This window comes from Ruegeria arenilitoris, from assembly GCF_013032855.1.
In the GTDB taxonomy this organism is placed as follows: domain Bacteria; phylum Pseudomonadota; class Alphaproteobacteria; order Rhodobacterales; family Rhodobacteraceae; genus Ruegeria; species Ruegeria arenilitoris.
Genome location: NZ_WQDA01000005.1, coordinates 346,687 through 363,377 on the forward strand (window position 1 = coordinate 346,687; position 16,691 = coordinate 363,377).

Here is a 16,691-nt window from a genome sequence, read left to right on the forward strand (position 1 = left end):
CTTATTTTGTCCGCATGCAACCCCTGCAGCGCCGGTCATTTGCGTGGCCCTTCGGCATTTGCAATCTTGTCCCCGCCCGCACTCTGACGCATAAACGGTCGCGACCAACCGAGTATGGAGAGGCGACATGCGCGCACGGATTTACCAGCCTGCAAGAAATGCGATGACGTCGGGTATGGCCAAGACCCGCAAATGGGTTTTGGAATTCGCGCCTGCGTCGGCGCGCGAGGTTGATCCGCTGATGGGCTGGACATCGTCTTCGGACACGCAATCCCAGGTTCGCCTGAAGTTCGACACCAAGGAAGAAGCGTTGGACTATGCCAAGGATCATGGCATCGAAGTTCTGGTCAGCGAACCGCACAAGCGCAAACCCAACCTGCGCCAGCGCGGGTATGGCGAGAATTTTGCAACAGACCGCCGCGGTCCCTGGACCCACTGAATGATTGACATCCGCGAGGCGGATCCTACTTCGGCTGCCCTGCGGCCGGTGGTCGAGGCGCATTTCGCGCACAGCGAAACCGCGGGACCCGCCGAAAGCAATCACACAATGGATGCCGAGGCGCTTTCTGGGCCGGATATTCGGTTCTGGGCCCTGTTTGACGACGACGAGCCTGTGGGGTGCGGCGCATTGAAGGCTTTGCCGGACGGGACGGCCGAGGTGAAGTCCGTCCATATCCTGGCCAAAGCACGTGGGCGCGGGTTGGCCCGGACGATGATGAACCACCTGGCCGAATGCGCACGCGCCGACGGACTCTCTGCTCTGGTTCTGGAAACCGGCGCGGCCCATCTGGCCGAGTACGACTCCGCACGCAAACTCTATGAAGCGTTGGGATACAGCTATTGCGGTCCGATCTTTGGGTATCGGGACGATCCCAACAGCGCGTTCATGCGCTTGGCTCTTGAACCCCGGCCCTAAACCGATCAAGAAGGGCCCAGCGGTCCCGTAGCTCAACTGGATAGAGCAGCTGACTTCTAATCAGCAGGTTGAGGGTTCGAGTCCTTCCGGGATCGCCAGTTCCTGATCATATGACGTTCGACATCCAAAGTCCGTTTTTGCGACAAAAAACGGTTTTTTGAATTGAACTCGAATCTGCTTTGTTTTTAGCGCAGTTCTTTCAACAACTTGTGCGCCGTGTAGCGGTTCGTTCATTCCGGCCGGGTTCGATGGCGCAACCCAATCAGGATGCATTGACACGCAGCATGTTAGATGTTCCCTAATCGTTCCACAGGTTCCGGAACCTTTCACACCCATCAGCCCCGCCCGCCCCGGCGGTGTGGACACCAGCGCGGCAAGCCCTGTCACGCCTCGAAAGGATTTTGCGATGCCCCGTGCCACCACCACGATTCCATTTCATGCGCTGCGTTTCGAAGACGACCTGCCGACGCTGCACGAGGTCGAGCGGCGCCTGAAGACATTCCTGCGCGGCCTCCGCAGGCAACGCCAGGCAGCGCAGACCGGTGACGATGAAGACGGCCGTGACAAGATGGATCAGTTCTTCGACTATCTGAATGAGGCCGAGCGGCGGAAGATCCGGCGTCGCGCGCACCGCTACGTGCAGCGGCTGGACGCCCTGTCCGGCCTGTCTCATCTCAGCGAGGAGAACCGTGCGAAGCTGACGCCCTTGCGTGGCGGGCTGCCGGTCACCCGCATCACCACCGAACACGAGGCGGATGAGATCGCCGCCGCGCTCCACGCCGAGATGCCCGGGATGGCGCCCGCCAGCGAAGCCGTCTGGCACGGGCTGCGGGCCTCGGCGCGCGAGGGCCTGCCCGGTGTCCGTTTCACGCCGCTCGTCCTTATCGGCCCGCCCGGCATCGGCAAGAGCTTCTGGGCCCGGCGGCTGGCCCATCATCTGGAGGTGCCCGCGACCAAGATTGACGCAACGGGCGAGCCGGCGTCCTTCGCGCTCACCGGATCCCAGCGCGGCTGGGGCAGCGCCCACGCGGGCAAGCTGGTCAACACGGTCTTGAACAGCCGGCATGCCGGACCTCTGGTGATCATCGACGAGATAGAGAAAGCCGACGAGGTCCACTCCAACAAAGGCACGCGGCACACGCTGACGGATGCGCTCCTGCCGCAGCTGGAGCGGATGACGGCAGCAACCTGGGAATGCCCGTTCTTCCAGGTCAAGTTGGACATGTCCTGGGTCAACTGGGTGATGACGGCGAACAGCAGGCAGGGCCTGCCGGAACCGTTTCAAAGCCGCTGCGTGGTGCTGGACCTGCCGGATCTGACCACGGGGCAGCTAAGGGACTTCGCCATGACCGAAGCCGCGCGGCGGAACCTTCCCGCGCCTGCTGTCGACGCCCTTGCCGCCATCTTCGAGACCGGTGCCGTCAGGCAGAGCCGCCCAAGCCTGCGCTCCGTCGCCCGGATGCTCGACCGCGCCGAGACGCTGGCGATGCGCCCCTTGCTGCATTGAAGACACCGCCCTGACCCATGTGACCATTCCGTACCAGACCGGCCCCCCGTGGTTCTTGGCGACCTGCATTTCGCCCGCTATCAGCGCCATGGGCTCGATCCGATCAAGGCCTGGGGGCTTGAGGACATCCTGTGGGAGGCCGATGTGCTCACCTTGGGAAAACGGCTGCTGCGAAAGCTTCAACGCACGGTTCCGCGATGAACTGCACAACGGCGAGCTATTCTACGGCCTAAGGAAGCCAGAATTCTGATCGAGTAATGGCGTGTCCACTACAACGCCGTCAGGCCACACAGCTCACTGGGCTACAGTCCGCTCGCGCCAGAATGCATCGTGCCGGTGGACCAGAGGCCGATAATGTACCAACAATCAAACCCCACCACCCGACGGGGGCACGCCAAGTGCCTCAATTAGACAAGCCACAAAACAAGGCAACATGCGATTGATCCGAGGGACAGGCTCCCAACAACCAACTGCAAGTGGAAGCGAGATGCCGGTTGGGCGCTGTGTGCTTCCAATCGGGAATACACGCGGCGGGCGTTCATCCAGGCTCCCCAATAGATCAGCAGCGAGATCAACACAAAAAGAGTGGCTGCGGCTTTCGCCAGCCACTCGGGCTCGACGGCGGAAAATACGGCCTTGAGCCCAAGGGCGATGGCTACGCATGCCATTCCGGTTCTCATCCAGCCTGCAAATGTGCGCTCATTTGCCAAAATCGTGCGGTCTTCGGCCCAGTCGGTCCGCTCCTCGGCCAAGTTTTGGCTTTTCGTGTTTTTTCCAGACATTGCCGCCCTTTGGATTGGTCACCAGATTGAAATGTGCAGGCTTGCCGGTTTTTCGGCAAGCCTGCGCAAGACCTTAAACGCGCACGGTTGGGTCGCAAAACGACACACGCGCCCGGGCACCCCGTCAGCTTGATTTGGAGATCGCCCGCAGCATCCACGCTGCCTGCTCATGAAAAGCCGAACGTTCGGTCGCCAGATCTTCGGTCACGACGTCTTTGCGGCTTCCTGCAAGCTCGGTCAGGGCGTGCAGGCGGTGCGCCACTCGTTCGTGATCAGCAGCCAGATCTTCGATCATGTCGGCGGCGGACAGGTCCCCTTCGCGATCTTTGATGGCCGAGAAATCGAGGATGTCGGACATACGCGAGGGTGCCAGATGACCCAGCGCGCGGATGCGTTCCGCGATCTCATCAGCGGCGGCGAACATGTTTTCGTACTGTTCTTCGGTCAGCTTGTGAATCGAGTAGAACAGCGGGCCTTCCACGTTCCAGTGATACGCATGTGTCTTGAAGGTCAGCCGGTAGGTATCGGCCAGAACATCAGCCAAACCCTTGGCCAAGGGCGCGGTGTCGCGCACGCCAGTGGAAACGGGGTTTTCGTTCGGGACAACGTTCAATGCGTCGGTCATGACAACTCCTTTTTTCTACTGGGGAAGAAACGCCCAAAGGCGGATTTGGTTCCACTTTTGGCGGAAAAATCAGGTGACGGTGGGCATCCCGCCATCAGCCGAATAGTCGACCGACGCCCGCAGCAAGGTCGGAACGGCGACGTCAGCCGCCGCCTGCAGCGCAGGAGCAAGTTTGCTGTGACTTTCGATATCGTGGTAGATCCAGCCAAAGGATCGGGCCAGTGACTCCCAATCGGGGTTGCCGAAGGAAAACTCGCGCGCACCTGGCTGTTTTTCGTCGATCAGACCATAGCCGTTGTCTTCCCAGATCAGAACGGTAACAGGCACGCACAACCGGGCCGCCGTCTCCATCTCCTGGACGTTCATCAGGAAATCCCCATCACCGCAAACGGCGATCACCCGACCCTCGTCCAACAGACGGGCCGCCTCGATCGCTCCGGGCAGCGCAAGGCCCATACCGGCCAGGCCGTTCGGAATGATGATTTGCCCCGCCCGGCGCGCTTGAACCTTGCTGGCGACCCAAAGTTTGTGCAGGCCAACCCCAGACAACAGAACGTCGCTTTCGCAAAGCGTTTCGGAAATCGCCTGACAAATGTCCGACGGCGCGACACAAGCGGCATCGGGAGGTGTTGGTCCACCTTCCAGCGAGGCGTCAATCCTCCGCTGGAGATCTTTGAACCAGCTTTGCGTGGGACGTTCGGCCGTGGCCTTCGCCAGAACGTCGATGCAGTGCGGAAGGTCGCCTGTCAGAGCGGCCTTTACCGGCCAGTCCACATCAACAGTCGAGGCCACGTCCGAGACCTCAAGAACCGGCTTCTTACCGCCCATCGAGATGTTCGAGGGTGGATATTCGACCGGGTCAAACCCGATTGCAATGATCAGGTCGCACAGGTCGAAGGCTTCTGATGCCAATTCTTTGCCCGGCTGACCGATCGAATGCAGCGAGAGCGGGTGCCCCGGAGGCAGAACGCCTTTGGCCATGAATGTCGTGACGACCGGGGCAGACAGGCTTTCCGCAAGTGCCCGAACGTCGCTTGCGGTGCCGGATCGGATCACCCCGTGTCCTGCAAGGATCAAGGGCTTTTTCGCCTCAGCCAGCAGGCGCGCGGAACGGATGACCGCATCGGCTGCCGGTCGTACCTCCGCTGGCGGCGGGGCCACGAAAGGTTCGGCCAGAATCGGGACCTCGGCCAGATCTTCGGGCAGTGAAAGATGGACGGCTCCGGGTTTGTCGAGCTTGCTCAACCGCACGGCCTCGGCCACGACTTGGGGAATTTCATCCGCAACCATCAGCGTTCGGCTCAACTTGGTGACTGGCGCGAAGAGTGCTTCGAGATCGATGATCTGATGGCTTTCGCGGCCCAGCCTGGACCGCGCACCCTGTCCCGTGAGGGCGATCAGCGGCACATGGTCAAGCGTGGCGTCAGCCACACCGGTGACAAGGTTGGTCGCACCAGGTCCAAGTGTCGAGAGGCATACCGCCGGGTTCCCCGTCAATCGACCGTGAACCGATGCCATGAACGCCGCCGATTGCTCGTGCCGGCACAGGACGAAGTCGATGCTCGACTGGTCGATTGCGGCGATCAGATCGGTTGTTTCCTCACCCGGAACACCGAAGGCACAGGTCACGCCGTTGGCCTCGAGGCAGGCAATCAGCAATTCGGCGGCGGTTTGGGCATGGACGGCATCTTTCATAGGGCTTTGAACCTCGGGGTACTGTTTCAGGGAGTGCGGATGAGCCGGGGTTTACCCACGGATCAGTCGCAAGATCAGCGAACCGATGAACAGGACCAGAAAGATCACGAAAAGGATTTGCGCGATACCGGCCGAGGCCGACGCGATGCCGCCAAACCCGAAGATGCCAGCAACGATAGCAAGTGCGAAAAAGATCAGCGCCCAGGACAACATGGAATTTCCTTTCATTTCTGTGGCTACTGACGGGTCAACGCTTGGAACCCCAGATTGGTTCCGGATCATTTTGGTGGAACCATCGGCGACCGCTCGCGTTGGGTCGGTGAAAGGAGATCTGACATGACACAGAAAACGGCGAAGAAGGCCCCTCAGGACACTCCGCATGTCGAGATGGCGGCGCGGATCGACGAAGTGGCCAAGGAGGCCAAATCAGCGTTGGAAGATGGCGTAACCGCAACGCGTGACACGTTGAAGACGGCGCGCGACGAGGCGCAAAAGCAGCTGACACAGACATCCGAGAAAAGTGCAGCATTCGTGCGCGAGAACCCGGGCTTGGCAATGGTCGGAGCGTTGGGCGTGGGTGTCCTGCTGGGCCTCGCGTTGCGCAAGGCGGACCGCGGTTAGAACACGCGGTACACCGCGACCGATATGGGCATCGAATACGTATTGCCGGCCATGCTCGGCTTGGGTTTGGCCGGTCTACTGATCTGGTTCTTCATCAGGAATCGCTGACAGCGCTATTCGTCACTGCCACGCCAACCAACCCGCCATCCCAAAGACCCAAAGCGCCTCAGCCGCGCTTTGGGTCTTCTTCTATTTCGGGTTTTATCTGGGCGTAGGCCAGCATCGTGAAGACAGCGGTTCCTCCGATGATGTTGCCGGCCAGTACGGGCAGGAAAAAGCTGAAAACGGCTGCGCCTACTGGCAACTGTCCCTGAAGCATCAGAACCGCCATTTCCACCGATCCGGCAACGACGTGGGTAAAGTCACCGGCCGCAATCATCCAAGTGAAGATTACGATGACCAGCACTTCGTTGTTCTGTGCCGAAGGCAGCATCCAAACGATCGCCGCAATCAGGATCCCCGCCGGTATTCCGCGCAGAAAGCCAACCCAGGCGCCCATGCCGGTGGCGTGGTGGCTCAGGTCGTTGATGACCGAGACGAGTTCGAGTGACAACACCGGCGTATGGATCAGGAAGGCAGATATCGCAAACGCCCCCAGCACATTGGCACCCAGTACAATTGCCCACAGCCTGGCGGTTTTGGTGAAGCAGGCAACGGACGGATTTATCATGGCTGGAACGACAGTCGTAATCGTGTTTTCGGTGAACAGCTGCATCCGCCCCAAAATGACTAGGACAAAGCCGAGGGAATAGCCCAGGTTCTCGATCAGAAAGCGCCCGCTGGTTTCGGGCAGATGTGCCCGCAAGATCGCTTCGCCTAGCACCGAAAAGCTGATCAGCACTCCTGCGGCAATCCCGGACCAGAACAACGCTTTGGTCGGGCGATCCAGTTCCTCCTCGCCGTTTTGGCGGATGGTCTCGAATATCAGGCGCGGAGACAGGCCGGACGCTTCTTCGACCGCTTCGCGCTCACTTTCTTTCTCGACAAGATCTTTTCGCGGCGCTTTGATTTTATCGGACATTTTGACCCCATGTATCGACCTTCAAACCCAACGTTCTGCCGGTCGTTTTGGTTCCGTCAGGTACAAAGTTCCTCAAACCTTCTGAAAGAACTGGGATCACGCCCAGATCTTTGTCGGGAACTTTCGGCTACCTATCGCGTTGTTTCCTCGTAGGAACAACGACACGTAATTCGAAAGGAACTTCGGTATGGTGGAAGTATATGGCATTGGCGGTCTGATCGTCCTGGTTTTGTCGATCTGGGCCATAATCTCGATCATCGGTTCGTCTGCGACGACCGGTGCGAAAATCCTGTGGGTCCTTTTCGTTCTGTTGCTTCCGGTCATCGGATTCATCTGCTGGCTGATCTTTGGCCCGAAGGCCGCGCGCAGCGCGATCTGATCAGTTCGAAAATTGTTAGTACAAAATCAAAGCGCGGCATCGGCCGCGCTTTTTTCGTTCAAGGATATTGGGGGCACAATGCGCCCTGCGCCGACTCACCCAGGATCTGAACCGACCTTCAAGCCGTTCCCACTGAAATCGATGGATGCGATCTTGCGTGCAAGACCTGCGGCCGTGAAAGGCCGTATCAGAGCCGCGCATTCAAATTGCGCTTGCACCTCGGGGGACGGGTCCAGCAGCAACAGTGCACTGCCGCGTTCAACCAACAGCCGCGCGACGGCGTCAAATGACGTCTCACTTCTGCGATAGCTCAGAACGCTCAGGGCCGGGGCGAATTCGGGGTCCTGCCAGAAATGCCCGCCCGCGTGCAGCTCGCGGATATGGACAATGCGATCGGGCGAAACTCCGGGGATGGCGTCACTGATGTCCGCTGCTTCGATAAAGTTTTCCGTAACAATTAAAACATCTGCTACGCTGCGGGAAGAGGCTTCCATAAATACCATCCTGAAATCTGTTCGATGCCACCGTAGGGCAATCCCGCAGCGCCGCAATAAACTATGACACAGCAACGAAAAATTTCTCTGATCGCATGTGCGGACTGTCCGCTGAGGCAGATGGATGTCTTCCTGCCGTTCTCGGGAGACGACCTGCGGTTCATGCAGGGGTTCAAAACCGGCGAGATGCAGGCCGAACCCGGAACACAGCTGTTCATCGAGGGTGCGAAATCCGCGCATCTGTTCACGGTTCTGAGCGGGATGGGCGTTCGTTACAAAACGCTGGAAAACGGTCGCAGGCAGGTCATCGGCTTTGTGGTTCCCGGCGATCTGGTCGGGTTGCAGGCTGGGGTCATGGGCGAGATGCGACACTCGGTCGAAGCGACAACCGCGATGCGGCTGTGCGTGTTCAATCGCTCGCGGCTGTTCGAGTTGTATCAGAACCAGCCTGATCGGGCCTTTGACCTGACATTCCTGGCAGCCGTCGAAGAGCATTTCCTGGGGGACGCCCTGACAACCGTCGGCCAGCGCGGCGCGATCGAGAAGATCGCGTGGAGCCTGCACCGCTTCTACACAAGGTCGCAGGCCGTCGGATTGGCCAAAGGCTTGCGGTGTCCGCTGCCCTACCGGCAGCAGGATCTTGCGGATGCGTTGGGCTTGTCGCTGGTTCACACGAACAAGACCCTGCGCCGGCTGAAGGATCTCGGTCTGGCCGAGTGGTCCAACAATGTGCTGCAGATCAACGATCTTGAGGGTCTGGCCGAGCTTGGCTTGGTCGAAATCAACGAAGCCGTTCCGCGCCCGCTGATCTAATCGCGGCGGATGGACGGGAATTAAAGAACCGCCGACCGAAAAATCGGCCGGCGGCTTGATCACATGCTTTGCGACTGAGGAGCCGTTTTACGACCCTTCGTAGGCCGGCATGTCCTTCAGCATCTCCTTGTCCGCGTGAACAAAGGCATAGGTGGTGTCACCATCGACTTCACGCATCAGCGACACGCGCGAGAAATCGATCAGAACATCCTTTTCCCCCAAGCCGAGGAACCCGCCGACGCCGATCACGGCCCCATCGACCGTTCCGTCCATGTCGACGACGACCTCTTCGATCTCGCCGATCCACTCTTGCGAGACGTCATAGACGCGCATGCCGGTCAGATCTTCGGCCGGGATGGTGCCTTGGGCAACGGGGACATAACCCTCGATGTCGATGGTGGTGGGGTCGACTGCATCGGCCACCTGCCCAGCTTTTTCGCTGATGTACTCACCGGTTGCTTCGGCTGCCTGGTCGACGTCTTCCGCCGTGTTCTGCGCAGCGTTCTTGATATCCTGCGCGGTATTCGACAGCGCATCACCGGCTGCCTCGGCTGCCTCTTCCAGGTTCTTGCCGACTTCTTCGACATTCGAGCTTTCTGCATAGGCCGATGCCGACATCACCAGAACGATCGAAGTTGTGGTCAGAAAACGTTTCATAGCTCACTCCTTTGGTCTGTTCTGACCGCATTTCCCGCGGTCTTGTTGAACAAACGAATGACGCCGCGACTTGTTCCCAAAAGAATGCAAAAATATTTGTTTTAAAAAGAAAAAACCGCGCATCTGCGCGGTTTGATAAGCCGTGTCCAGATACTCAGACCGGGTGCAGCGGATCGGAAGATCTGGACAGAACCATGTAGTGTTCGTCGTCGGGAATATTGCGTAACTCGGCGAATGGAAAATTCAGGATATCTGGTCGCCCGTCGATCAGAAGAAACCGCAGTGCCTTGGTGTCAGGGTCGAACTCAATATCCTTGAATCTGCCCAACTCACCAGTCGAGTCAAACACGGGGTTGCCCTGCAACTTCGTAAACCATCGGAAGTTGCTACCGGGTGGCGTGGGTTGGGGGCGTTGGCGGAGGGCGTCATTCAGGACCGCCCCCATCACAACCGGTGCAATCGCGTTGCCGAACGGCCCTATGACCAGGGGCGGCAGGCCTTCGATGGCCACTGCAAGGGGATCTTCGTCGTCTTTGCGCTGATGAAGGTGATCCAATTGTTGTTGGGAGAACGCGCACTCTATCTCGCTTGCGCCAAGATCGAGCGTATCGGCCGTGAACGCCACCGGGTCATTCCCCCCGGTCATGCTCAGATTGACCAAGACGTACTCCAACTCGGTCTGCCCAGCGCGGATGGCGATATCGGAAACGCGACCAATTGCGTGGTCGGTTCCAGCTGAGACAACGGGCGTGTTGATGAGGTCAGACAGCTTCATGCGCTCGTGATTACCTTTGGGGTCGGTCTTGGGAGTGTGTGGGGCGCCGTTGGTTTGACGCCACCCCACGCGATATGTGCATCCAACTTTGCGCTACATGTCCTTCATCAGGCGATCCACGATTTCCCGAACGTCCTCTTTCGAGTCTCCGTATTTCTTCTGGATGATGCCTTCCAGTTGCTCGCGATCGCCGCGCGCTTGTTCGATTTCGTCATCAGTCAGCTCGCCGAAACGCTCGATCAGCTTGCCTTTGAATTCAGTCCAGCGTCCAAGAATTTGGTCCCAGTTCATCGTAACTTCCTTTCGATTGCTTCGTCGCTGTCAGTGAAACGCGCCAAACGCGAGCTGGTTCCGGGCGGCGGCGTTTTTTCTGCAACTGACAACGTGCAAGGGCGATCTGACGGTATCCGAACTGGGTCCACCGTGGCGTTCGAACTGGTCTTGGGAACAATCTCGCCGGCCATGCGTTGGGTGACCGAGACCTCAACACAGGAGATCGAACCATGCCACGTCGAACTGAGACCACGGAGAAGGCAAAAGCCCATGCCCAAGATTTGGCCGACAAGGTTAAGGACACCGTGACCGCAGAGGCCTCGGCCCGGGCCGAAGCCTTGAAAGACAGCGCAGCGCAGGAGGCTGAGAGTGCCGCTCATGCAGCCGACGCAGCTGCCGATGCATTGCCCGACCAATCTGTGCAGCATCAGGTCCTGTCGAGGATTGCGGACAACATGGAGACCGTGGCTGGGCAGGTGCGCTCTGCCGATTTGGCCAGTGTGAGCCGAAAGGTCTCTGATTTCGCCCAGCAAAACCCGCTGTTGTTCGTCGGATCGGTTGCCCTGGCCGGGTTTGCCGCAGCCCGTTTTCTGAGCGCGCGCAATACGGGCGCGGCTCAATCCGCATCTTTTGGTGCAGATCCTTGGGAAATTGATCCGTCGCCGCTGCATGGGACTTCGGTCGATACGTCGGGCCACACCAGCGCGCTGGCTCGGATGAATGGTGGCCGCGATGCATAACCCCAACGATCTGCGATCGGCACCGGGGCTGTTGGCAAACGCGCTCAAACATCTGTCGGGTTTGCTTCAGGCTGAGGCGAAGCTAGCCAAGGAGGAGTTGTCCCGAAACTTGACGCGAGCGGGCGTAGGGCTGGCCTGCATTGGCATTGCTCTGATCCTGTTGATGATCGCGCTGAACCTCATGGCCACAGCCCTAGTCGCGTATATCGCCGCCAATGGATTGTCGGCGGGTATGGCCTCGTTGCTCGTTGGCGCGGGCTTGGCACTGGCTGCTGCGTGCCTGGCGCTTTTTGGCCAGTCCCGCATGTCCGCCACCGCGCTGGTCCCCGAGAAAGCCATGAAAAACCTGCAGCGCGACATCGAAGCGATGAAGGAGTCGACCCATGTCTGACCTGACACCCCTTGAGACGCAGATCGCATATGAACGCAGCGCCCTTGCGCGCTCGCTGAACGCTCTGTCGGATACGCTGGCGCCGCAGCGCCTGGCAGACGAGGCGAAATCGTCGCTTGAAGCCTATGGTGGGCAGATCGGTGCGCAGCTCTGGTCCGCGGCTCGAAAAAACCCGGCCGCCTTCGCTCTGTTCGGTGCAGGGGCAGCCCTTTTGGTTGCGGGCCCCGGGTCCGGCGCAAAAAGCACCCAATCCCCGCCCCAGGCCGTACCTCCGCAGCAGGCCTTCAACGGGTTTGATCAGCGTGTCGCCGACGCCGACAGCCGCATGAAACAGGAGATGACCGGAATGACTGAACACAGCCAATCTGCCAGCGTGCTGTCCGCCGCCTTGGACCGTGGTCTGGACAAGCTGTCCCCCCAATCCCGTGCCCGGGTGATCGAGGCGCGCAAGGCCGCAATCAGTGCGCAGCAAGCGGTCGAGAAGCGTGCGCGGAAGGCGGCGAAGGCCTCGCAAACCTTCGTTCATGATCAGCCGCTGGCGGCCGGAGCATTAGCGCTGGGCGTAGGTATTCTGGCTGGCGCTCTGCTGCCCAACACCCGCAAAGAGGACGAGTTGCTGGGCCATCGGCGCGATCAGCTGATGCGACAGGCCCAACGGGTTTTGAACGAAGAACTGGACAAACTGCATGCCGCGGCCAACGCACGGCTGGATGAGGCCGCTGATCGGGCCTCTGACGCTTTGCGCAGTCAGTGAAGCGCACCCATGCAAACTGCTCTCAGCTCTCCATCGGCCCTGCGTGCGATGCTGGCGATCCTGACCGGGATTGCCATCATCACCGCTTTGTACCTGGCCCGGTCGATCGTTGCGCCGATCACCTTCGCTTTGGTTTTGGGGGTCGTGGTTGCCCCGCTTGCGGACAAGCTTGAGAAGGTCGGTTGCCCGCGTGTGATATCCGCCTCGGCACTGCTGTTCGTGACCAGCACCGTCATCGTCGCGGCATTCCTTCTGCTTGAACCATTGCTGTCCACGCTGGTCGAACAGTTGCCTGCCATCAAACGCGAGTTGCGCTCTTGGGTCGCCGCGATGTCCGAGTTCATTCGGGGTATCGAAACGCTTGGACGCGAGATCGAGGAAACCGTCGGCGCCGATGGGGCAGCGGAAACGGAGTCCGCCCTTCCGTCAGTGATGGATGCCTTGTGGCTGGCGCCCAATTTCGGATCAAAGATCCTGATTTTCATCGGCACGCTCTTCTTTTTCGTTTTGACCCGACCCGAGCTCTATGCCGCAGCCGGCCCGTTGACGGAGCGGCTGTATCTGGCCGACCGCGCGGTCTATCGCTATTTCGCTGCCGTGACGTTGGTCAATATCGGCCTCGGGACTGTTACGGCCGTGGCCTTGGGGCTGATCGGCATCAATGACGCCGTGGTCTGGGGGGTGGCCGCCGGCCTTCTGAATTTTGTGCTGTATCTCGGCCCGCTGATGATACTGACCGGCCTTCTGATCGCCGGCTTAACCCAGTTCGGCGGAGCCGCGGCCCTGTTGCCCCCCCTGATTTTCCTGGCGATCAATCTGTCCGAGGCACAATTCGTAACACCCGCCTTCGTCGGCCAACGTCTGCAGGTGAACCCGCTGGTCGTATTCATCGCCATCATCTTTGGGCTTTGGCTGTGGGGACCGGTCGGCGCCATCGTCGCGCTGCCGATCCTGCTGTGGTTCGGTGTTTTGATGCACCCCAAGGTCATGAGCCCGGTCTAGACCACCTAGACGATGTTTTCAGTTACCCCTGGCAGCGGTTGCCGCATATCGCGCGCAACGTCTGCGTCATGCGGGACCAGGAAACCGCTGCGCGCTTCGGGGCGCCGCACGCCGTTGGCCTGAACCTCTCGCCCCCACCAGTCGAACGTGGCATCGGGCTCGATCTGTCTGCGCAGATCGTCCGAGAACCACCAATGGTCCACCAAGGCCTGCCGCAGAACCGCGACCCGCTGCCGGGCGGTGATCCGAAGGGCGACCTCTGTGTCCCACCGCAAAGACCGTCCGTTCAGGTTGGCGGACCCGACCAGGGCATGGCTGTCATCCACCACCAGAACTTTGTTGTGAACGTGAATGATCGGAGACCCGCTCAGAACTTCAGCGCTGGCATCAGCCCCACTGGCCGAAATCGGTTGGACCGGGGTCGACACCGAAACCCGGTTTTGGAACCCCTGCTGGATGATCTGCAGGCATTTGGCCTGCAGGTCCAAACCGTATTGCGCGTCCAGTCCGTCATGCCCGCCAAAGGCCACTTCCTCGGGCAAGGCTGGCAGAACAAGCACCAGTTTCAGATCCTGCTTGGAATGGCCCACCTCAGCCAAGGCGTCGGCCAGCCGGGTTGATCTGAAATACTGGGTCTCGATGTGCAGAAGTTGCCGCGCCGCTTGAAAGGCAGCGATGTGCTCATCCTCGATTTCATGCGCGATGGTCTTTGGCGACAACCGCCAGAACGCAAACCGGCGCGGGCTGGACAGGGTACGGCGCAGATGGGTCGGTCGGGGGTCAGGTTGTCCGGTTGCGATTTCCTGTTCGAACCGGTCGATATGGCGCGCGGCTTCGGCGGCCTCGGGTCCGCGGACCAGCAATTGAACGTCTGACCAGGTGTTCTTGGCCAGACGATCGTGATCCGGCGTGTCAAAGCGCCTTTCGTTCAAGTCCAATCCGCCGAGGTAGCAGACCTCATTGTCGATCACGGCGACTTTCTGATGGTGCGACACGGTGTGAAGCCGGGGCAACATGTCCGACCCCAGCCGTACCGCCTGCCGTTCGCGTCGTTCGCGGGACAGTTCCTGCATCCGCTGCGCCTTTTTTCGCAAAACCGCGGGCAACAGCGTGGCCCAAGGCAATGCGCCGGCCTGCGCGGGATGCATGGACACGCGAACGCTCAAGCGCGCGGCCAGATCTGGGCCAAGGATTTCCGCAAGCGCAATTGCCTGCCGTTTGGTGCGCCAGCTCAGTTCGTGCAACTCGGTCGCAAAGATCGGATCGAAATCGCTGATGACCAGATGAAACGAGACACCCTTGCGGATGACATGCTCGATCAGGTCAAACCAGGTATCGCCAATCCGGCGCGCCTCATCGCTGCGCAGCCGTGTCATGAAATCGAATATCCGAAAACTTGCCTTGATCTGGTGCCGGGCCTCCAGAACCGCTTTTTCCAAGGCGGGCCAGGCTTGCTCGGCCGTGATCAGGACCTCAAAGTCATTCTGCTGCGGCACGGGCATCACCGCCTCTCTCATCCGCAATGGTCTGTGGTTCGCTATCCCCTTCTACTTCGGCGATTTCGAACGTCACCTCATATACATAATGCGATGATGTCTCGGTTATGGTTTCGTAACCGTCCAATTGGCGAAGGAAGGCCTGCATCAGCCGTTGACCGATCCCGCCACTGTGGAACAAATCCGCACCGTCGTCTGTCTGCCCGCGCGTGTTGGAGATTTTCAGATGCAAGATGCTCTCCTCGGGTCGGGTTAATTCCACCGAGATTGTCGGCGGTCCGTCCTGCGGTACGCCTACGTATTTGACCGCGTTCGTCAGCGCCTCGGCCACCAGCATCGACATCGTGACGGCCTGATCCTGCCCCAGTTCGACCGGCGCGATCCGGCAGTCGACCTCGACCACCTGACCCAGAATTGGCGGTCGATGCGCCAGTTCGGCCACCAAATGCCCGATGAGAGCCTCGGTGTTGATCGTCGTCATCTGCGAGTTCTGGTTCAAGGTTTGGTGCACCATGGCCAGGCCGCGAACCCGACGCTGCAACTGTTCCAGCAAGCGCCGGGCCTCGGGGGTTTCAGCCTTGCGCAAATGCATGTTCATGATCGAAGCGATCAGTTGCAGGTTGTTTTTGACACGATGGTGAACCTCGCGCAACAACAGCGTTTTTTCGACAAGATCCCGTTCGTGCTGTGCCTCAGCCTCGCGGATCAACAAGACCATGCGGTTGAATGCAGTCTGGATTTGCTGAAACTCCTGCGGCGCGCCCGCAAGGCTTTCAATCGGGTCGCGCTCGCCCAAGGCAAAGCGACGAACGGCGGAACGCAAGCTGTCGAGATGCCGGATCACCAATCGATGCAGGCCCCACAGGGCAACTCCCAGTCCGGTAACCCACATCAGGATGGGAAACGCAATGGTCAGGGCCGTACTGCCTGCACCAACAGAGGCCAGAGCCGCCTCGCGCGGCCAACTGCCGATTACGGCAACTTCGCCCGGAATGATGGTGGCAACTGCAAAAACCCGATCCTCGCCTCCGACCGTCTTGGCGGAAAAGGTCTTGCCGGAACTGGACAGAACCAACAGATTTTCCTGCACGGGCGGCAGGAATTGCTGGACCGCGTCCAGGCCGACATTTGACGACAGCACTTCTCCGGTCGCGTCGAAAAGGGCGATGACGACGTCGCTGTCAATGTTGCCAACATCCAAGGGCGTCCGCGCCAACGCATGCGGTATCGAGATGGAAACGAACCCCACAAGTTCGGTCCTGTTAAGGACCGGCTGGGTCACGATGATCACCGATTGCCCGGTCGCCGCGCCGGCACGATTGACAGAAAACGTAAGCTGCGGATTTTCCGAGATCTGCCCGAAACCGGGCGCGTCCGACAAATCGATGGCTCGCTCGACGGTCGAGCAGGCCATGACCCCGTTTGGCTGAATAAACCCGGCAAATACGAACTCGGGCTGGCGTTCGACGAACCGGCGCATGAGGTCCGAACAAGCAGCATTGTCCAAGCCTCCCTCGGCAAGCGCGGCTGTGAGTCCCGAACTTGCACCAACAGCTTTCTGCAGAAGCTCCCGTTCCCGGCTGGCAGCCTCAATCGTGCGCGCCAGCACTGAGGCCCGCGATCTTTCGTCGGCCTCGGTAATAACAGCGCGTGTCTGCAATACCGCAATCAGCCCTAGCGGCAGAAGCGCCAAGGTGACCAGCGCGGCAAGATAAACGGTCAGGCTGCGCGGCTTCGCATCCATTGATCG

Annotated in this window: 22 protein-coding genes, 1 tRNA gene and 1 pseudogene; 13 read left to right on the forward strand and 11 right to left on the reverse strand. The window is 59.8% G+C overall.

Features of this window, described 5'->3' with window-relative positions; all coding sequences use genetic code 11:
- Window positions 1-127: 127 nt before the first annotated feature.
- From GOW72_RS17295 to GOW72_RS17320, 6 genes and pseudogenes are all read left to right on the forward strand, one after another.
- On the forward strand, window positions 128-439 hold the full coding sequence (locus GOW72_RS17295; RefSeq protein WP_093963390.1) for an ETC complex I subunit: 312 nt from the start codon (window positions 128-130) through the stop codon (window positions 437-439).
- Entirely contained in the window at window positions 440-916 is a 477-nt protein-coding gene (locus GOW72_RS17300; protein WP_170367719.1) for a GNAT family N-acetyltransferase, read from the forward strand.
- A gap of 21 nt (window positions 917-937) precedes the next feature.
- Window positions 938-1,014, forward strand: a tRNA-Arg gene (locus GOW72_RS17305).
- A gap of 308 nt (window positions 1,015-1,322) precedes the next feature.
- A complete protein-coding gene (locus GOW72_RS17310; protein ID WP_170367721.1) occupies window positions 1,323-2,423 on the forward strand; it encodes an AAA family ATPase in 1,101 nt (366 codons plus the stop codon).
- A gap of 48 nt (window positions 2,424-2,471) precedes the next feature.
- Window positions 2,472-2,624 carry a hypothetical protein gene (locus GOW72_RS17315; protein ID WP_244952476.1) on the forward strand — a complete coding sequence of 51 codons (153 nt, stop codon included), beginning with the start codon at window positions 2,472-2,474 and terminating at the stop codon, window positions 2,622-2,624.
- A pseudogene (locus tag GOW72_RS17320) lies at window positions 2,572-2,834 on the forward strand (integrase core domain-containing protein); the annotation flags it as partial. The gene GOW72_RS17315 and the pseudogene GOW72_RS17320, both read left to right, overlap by 53 nt.
- On the opposite strand, the gene GOW72_RS17325 reads toward GOW72_RS17320, so the two are convergent.
- The 4 genes from GOW72_RS17325 to GOW72_RS17340 form a co-directional block, all read right to left on the reverse strand.
- Window positions 2,831-3,205 (reverse strand): YidH family protein, encoded by a 375-nt coding sequence (locus GOW72_RS17325; RefSeq protein WP_170360284.1) that lies wholly within the window; start codon window positions 3,203-3,205, stop codon window positions 2,831-2,833. The pseudogene GOW72_RS17320 and the gene GOW72_RS17325 sit on opposite strands and share 4 nt — an antisense overlap.
- A 124-nt stretch (window positions 3,206-3,329) precedes the next feature.
- Window positions 3,330-3,830, reverse strand: a complete 501-nt coding sequence (locus GOW72_RS17330) for a Dps family protein (protein WP_170360286.1) — start codon at window positions 3,828-3,830, stop codon at window positions 3,330-3,332.
- A 69-nt stretch (window positions 3,831-3,899) separates the two neighbouring features.
- Window positions 3,900-5,525: an acetolactate synthase large subunit gene (locus tag GOW72_RS17335; RefSeq protein WP_170367723.1), complete on the reverse strand. Its 1,626-nt coding sequence runs from the start codon at window positions 5,523-5,525 to the stop codon at window positions 3,900-3,902.
- A gap of 51 nt (window positions 5,526-5,576) precedes the next feature.
- Window positions 5,577-5,738: a DUF1328 domain-containing protein gene (locus GOW72_RS17340; RefSeq protein WP_093961673.1), complete on the reverse strand. Its 162-nt coding sequence runs from the start codon at window positions 5,736-5,738 to the stop codon at window positions 5,577-5,579.
- Window positions 5,739-5,861: 123 nt separating this feature from the next.
- Here GOW72_RS17340 and GOW72_RS17345 point away from each other — a divergent pair, with 123 nt between their 5' ends.
- Window positions 5,862-6,146, forward strand: a complete 285-nt coding sequence (locus GOW72_RS17345) for a DUF883 family protein (RefSeq protein ID WP_170367725.1) — start codon at window positions 5,862-5,864, stop codon at window positions 6,144-6,146.
- Window positions 6,147-6,312: 166 nt separating this feature from the next.
- On the opposite strand, the gene GOW72_RS17350 is transcribed toward GOW72_RS17345, so the two are convergent.
- Window positions 6,313-7,167, reverse strand: coding sequence for a formate/nitrite transporter family protein (locus GOW72_RS17350; RefSeq protein ID WP_170367727.1), 855 nt, complete (start codon window positions 7,165-7,167; stop codon window positions 6,313-6,315).
- Between the two features lie 187 nt (window positions 7,168-7,354).
- Here GOW72_RS17350 and GOW72_RS17355 point away from each other — a divergent pair, with 187 nt between their 5' ends.
- Entirely contained in the window at window positions 7,355-7,546 is a 192-nt protein-coding gene (locus GOW72_RS17355) for a PLD nuclease N-terminal domain-containing protein (protein WP_093961670.1), read from the forward strand.
- 95 nt (window positions 7,547-7,641) lie between these two features.
- Here the strand turns inward: GOW72_RS17355 and GOW72_RS17360 are convergent, their stop codons facing one another.
- The gene (locus GOW72_RS17360) at window positions 7,642-8,049 is read right to left on the reverse strand and encodes a hypothetical protein (RefSeq protein WP_170367729.1); all 408 of its coding nucleotides are present in this window, start codon (window positions 8,047-8,049) and stop codon (window positions 7,642-7,644) included.
- A gap of 54 nt (window positions 8,050-8,103) precedes the next feature.
- Between GOW72_RS17360 and GOW72_RS17365 the strand changes: the two genes are divergently transcribed.
- Window positions 8,104-8,853 (forward strand): Crp/Fnr family transcriptional regulator, encoded by a 750-nt coding sequence (locus GOW72_RS17365; RefSeq protein WP_170367731.1) that lies wholly within the window; start codon window positions 8,104-8,106, stop codon window positions 8,851-8,853.
- Window positions 8,854-8,940: 87 nt separating this feature from the next.
- Here the strand turns inward: GOW72_RS17365 and GOW72_RS17370 are convergent, their stop codons facing one another.
- From GOW72_RS17370 to GOW72_RS17380, 3 genes are all read right to left on the reverse strand, one after another.
- Window positions 8,941-9,510 carry a PRC-barrel domain-containing protein gene (locus tag GOW72_RS17370; RefSeq protein WP_170367733.1) on the reverse strand — a complete coding sequence of 190 codons (570 nt, stop codon included), beginning with the start codon at window positions 9,508-9,510 and terminating at the stop codon, window positions 8,941-8,943.
- Between the two features lie 154 nt (window positions 9,511-9,664).
- Window positions 9,665-10,285, reverse strand: coding sequence for a PRC-barrel domain-containing protein (locus GOW72_RS17375; RefSeq protein ID WP_170367735.1), 621 nt, complete (start codon window positions 10,283-10,285; stop codon window positions 9,665-9,667).
- A gap of 93 nt (window positions 10,286-10,378) precedes the next feature.
- Window positions 10,379-10,576, reverse strand: a complete 198-nt coding sequence (locus tag GOW72_RS17380) for a CsbD family protein (protein WP_170365257.1) — start codon at window positions 10,574-10,576, stop codon at window positions 10,379-10,381.
- A gap of 212 nt (window positions 10,577-10,788) precedes the next feature.
- Between GOW72_RS17380 and GOW72_RS17385 the strand changes: the two genes are divergently transcribed.
- The 4 genes from GOW72_RS17385 to GOW72_RS17400 are packed head-to-tail and all read left to right on the forward strand — an operon-like array spanning window position 10,789 to window position 13,445.
- Window positions 10,789-11,298, forward strand: coding sequence for a hypothetical protein (locus tag GOW72_RS17385; RefSeq protein ID WP_170367737.1), 510 nt, complete (start codon window positions 10,789-10,791; stop codon window positions 11,296-11,298).
- Entirely contained in the window at window positions 11,291-11,689 is a 399-nt protein-coding gene (locus tag GOW72_RS17390; protein ID WP_170367739.1) for a phage holin family protein, read from the forward strand. The genes GOW72_RS17385 and GOW72_RS17390 overlap by 8 nt, the downstream gene beginning before the upstream one ends.
- A complete protein-coding gene (locus GOW72_RS17395; RefSeq protein ID WP_170360304.1) occupies window positions 11,682-12,443 on the forward strand; it encodes a DUF883 family protein in 762 nt (253 codons plus the stop codon). Before GOW72_RS17390 ends, GOW72_RS17395 begins: the two co-directional genes overlap by 8 nt.
- Window positions 12,444-12,452: 9 nt before the next feature.
- On the forward strand, window positions 12,453-13,445 hold the full coding sequence (locus GOW72_RS17400) for an AI-2E family transporter (RefSeq protein WP_170367741.1): 993 nt from the start codon (window positions 12,453-12,455) through the stop codon (window positions 13,443-13,445).
- Between the two features lie 5 nt (window positions 13,446-13,450).
- On the opposite strand, the gene GOW72_RS17405 is transcribed toward GOW72_RS17400, so the two are convergent.
- Window positions 13,451-14,947 carry a phospholipase D family protein gene (locus GOW72_RS17405; protein WP_170367744.1) on the reverse strand — a complete coding sequence of 499 codons (1,497 nt, stop codon included), beginning with the start codon at window positions 14,945-14,947 and terminating at the stop codon, window positions 13,451-13,453.
- Complete coding sequence (locus GOW72_RS17410) at window positions 14,925-16,685, reverse strand: sensor histidine kinase (RefSeq protein ID WP_170367746.1); 1,761 nt, start codon at window positions 16,683-16,685, stop codon at window positions 14,925-14,927. The genes GOW72_RS17405 and GOW72_RS17410 overlap by 23 nt, the downstream gene beginning before the upstream one ends.
- Window positions 16,686-16,691 lie beyond the last annotated feature (6 nt).

Coding starts and splice junctions, on each gene's coding strand:
- GOW72_RS17400 (WP_170367741.1), top strand. CDS start 12,453: ATGCAAACTGCTCTCAGCTCTCCATCGGCCCTGCGTGCGATGCTGGCG.
- GOW72_RS17395 (WP_170360304.1), top strand. CDS start 11,682: ATGTCTGACCTGACACCCCTTGAGACGCAGATCGCATATGAACGCAGC.
- GOW72_RS17295 (WP_093963390.1), top strand. CDS start 128: ATGCGCGCACGGATTTACCAGCCTGCAAGAAATGCGATGACGTCGGGT.
- GOW72_RS17385 (WP_170367737.1), top strand. CDS start 10,789: ATGCCACGTCGAACTGAGACCACGGAGAAGGCAAAAGCCCATGCCCAA.
- GOW72_RS17410 (WP_170367746.1), bottom strand. CDS start 16,685: ATGGATGCGAAGCCGCGCAGCCTGACCGTTTATCTTGCCGCGCTGGTC.
- GOW72_RS17300 (WP_170367719.1), top strand. CDS start 440: ATGATTGACATCCGCGAGGCGGATCCTACTTCGGCTGCCCTGCGGCCG.
- GOW72_RS17360 (WP_170367729.1), bottom strand. CDS start 8,049: ATGGTATTTATGGAAGCCTCTTCCCGCAGCGTAGCAGATGTTTTAATT.
- GOW72_RS17375 (WP_170367735.1), bottom strand. CDS start 10,285: ATGAAGCTGTCTGACCTCATCAACACGCCCGTTGTCTCAGCTGGAACC.
- GOW72_RS17335 (WP_170367723.1), bottom strand. CDS start 5,525: ATGAAAGATGCCGTCCATGCCCAAACCGCCGCCGAATTGCTGATTGCC.
- GOW72_RS17350 (WP_170367727.1), bottom strand. CDS start 7,167: ATGTCCGATAAAATCAAAGCGCCGCGAAAAGATCTTGTCGAGAAAGAA.
- GOW72_RS17310 (WP_170367721.1), top strand. CDS start 1,323: ATGCCCCGTGCCACCACCACGATTCCATTTCATGCGCTGCGTTTCGAA.
- GOW72_RS17330 (WP_170360286.1), bottom strand. CDS start 3,830: ATGACCGACGCATTGAACGTTGTCCCGAACGAAAACCCCGTTTCCACT.
- GOW72_RS17345 (WP_170367725.1), top strand. CDS start 5,862: ATGACACAGAAAACGGCGAAGAAGGCCCCTCAGGACACTCCGCATGTC.
- GOW72_RS17405 (WP_170367744.1), bottom strand. CDS start 14,947: ATGCCCGTGCCGCAGCAGAATGACTTTGAGGTCCTGATCACGGCCGAG.
- GOW72_RS17365 (WP_170367731.1), top strand. CDS start 8,104: ATGACACAGCAACGAAAAATTTCTCTGATCGCATGTGCGGACTGTCCG.
- GOW72_RS17325 (WP_170360284.1), bottom strand. CDS start 3,205: ATGTCTGGAAAAAACACGAAAAGCCAAAACTTGGCCGAGGAGCGGACC.
- GOW72_RS17355 (WP_093961670.1), top strand. CDS start 7,355: ATGGTGGAAGTATATGGCATTGGCGGTCTGATCGTCCTGGTTTTGTCG.
- GOW72_RS17390 (WP_170367739.1), top strand. CDS start 11,291: ATGCATAACCCCAACGATCTGCGATCGGCACCGGGGCTGTTGGCAAAC.
- GOW72_RS17340 (WP_093961673.1), bottom strand. CDS start 5,738: ATGTTGTCCTGGGCGCTGATCTTTTTCGCACTTGCTATCGTTGCTGGC.
- GOW72_RS17370 (WP_170367733.1), bottom strand. CDS start 9,510: ATGAAACGTTTTCTGACCACAACTTCGATCGTTCTGGTGATGTCGGCA.
- GOW72_RS17380 (WP_170365257.1), bottom strand. CDS start 10,576: ATGAACTGGGACCAAATTCTTGGACGCTGGACTGAATTCAAAGGCAAG.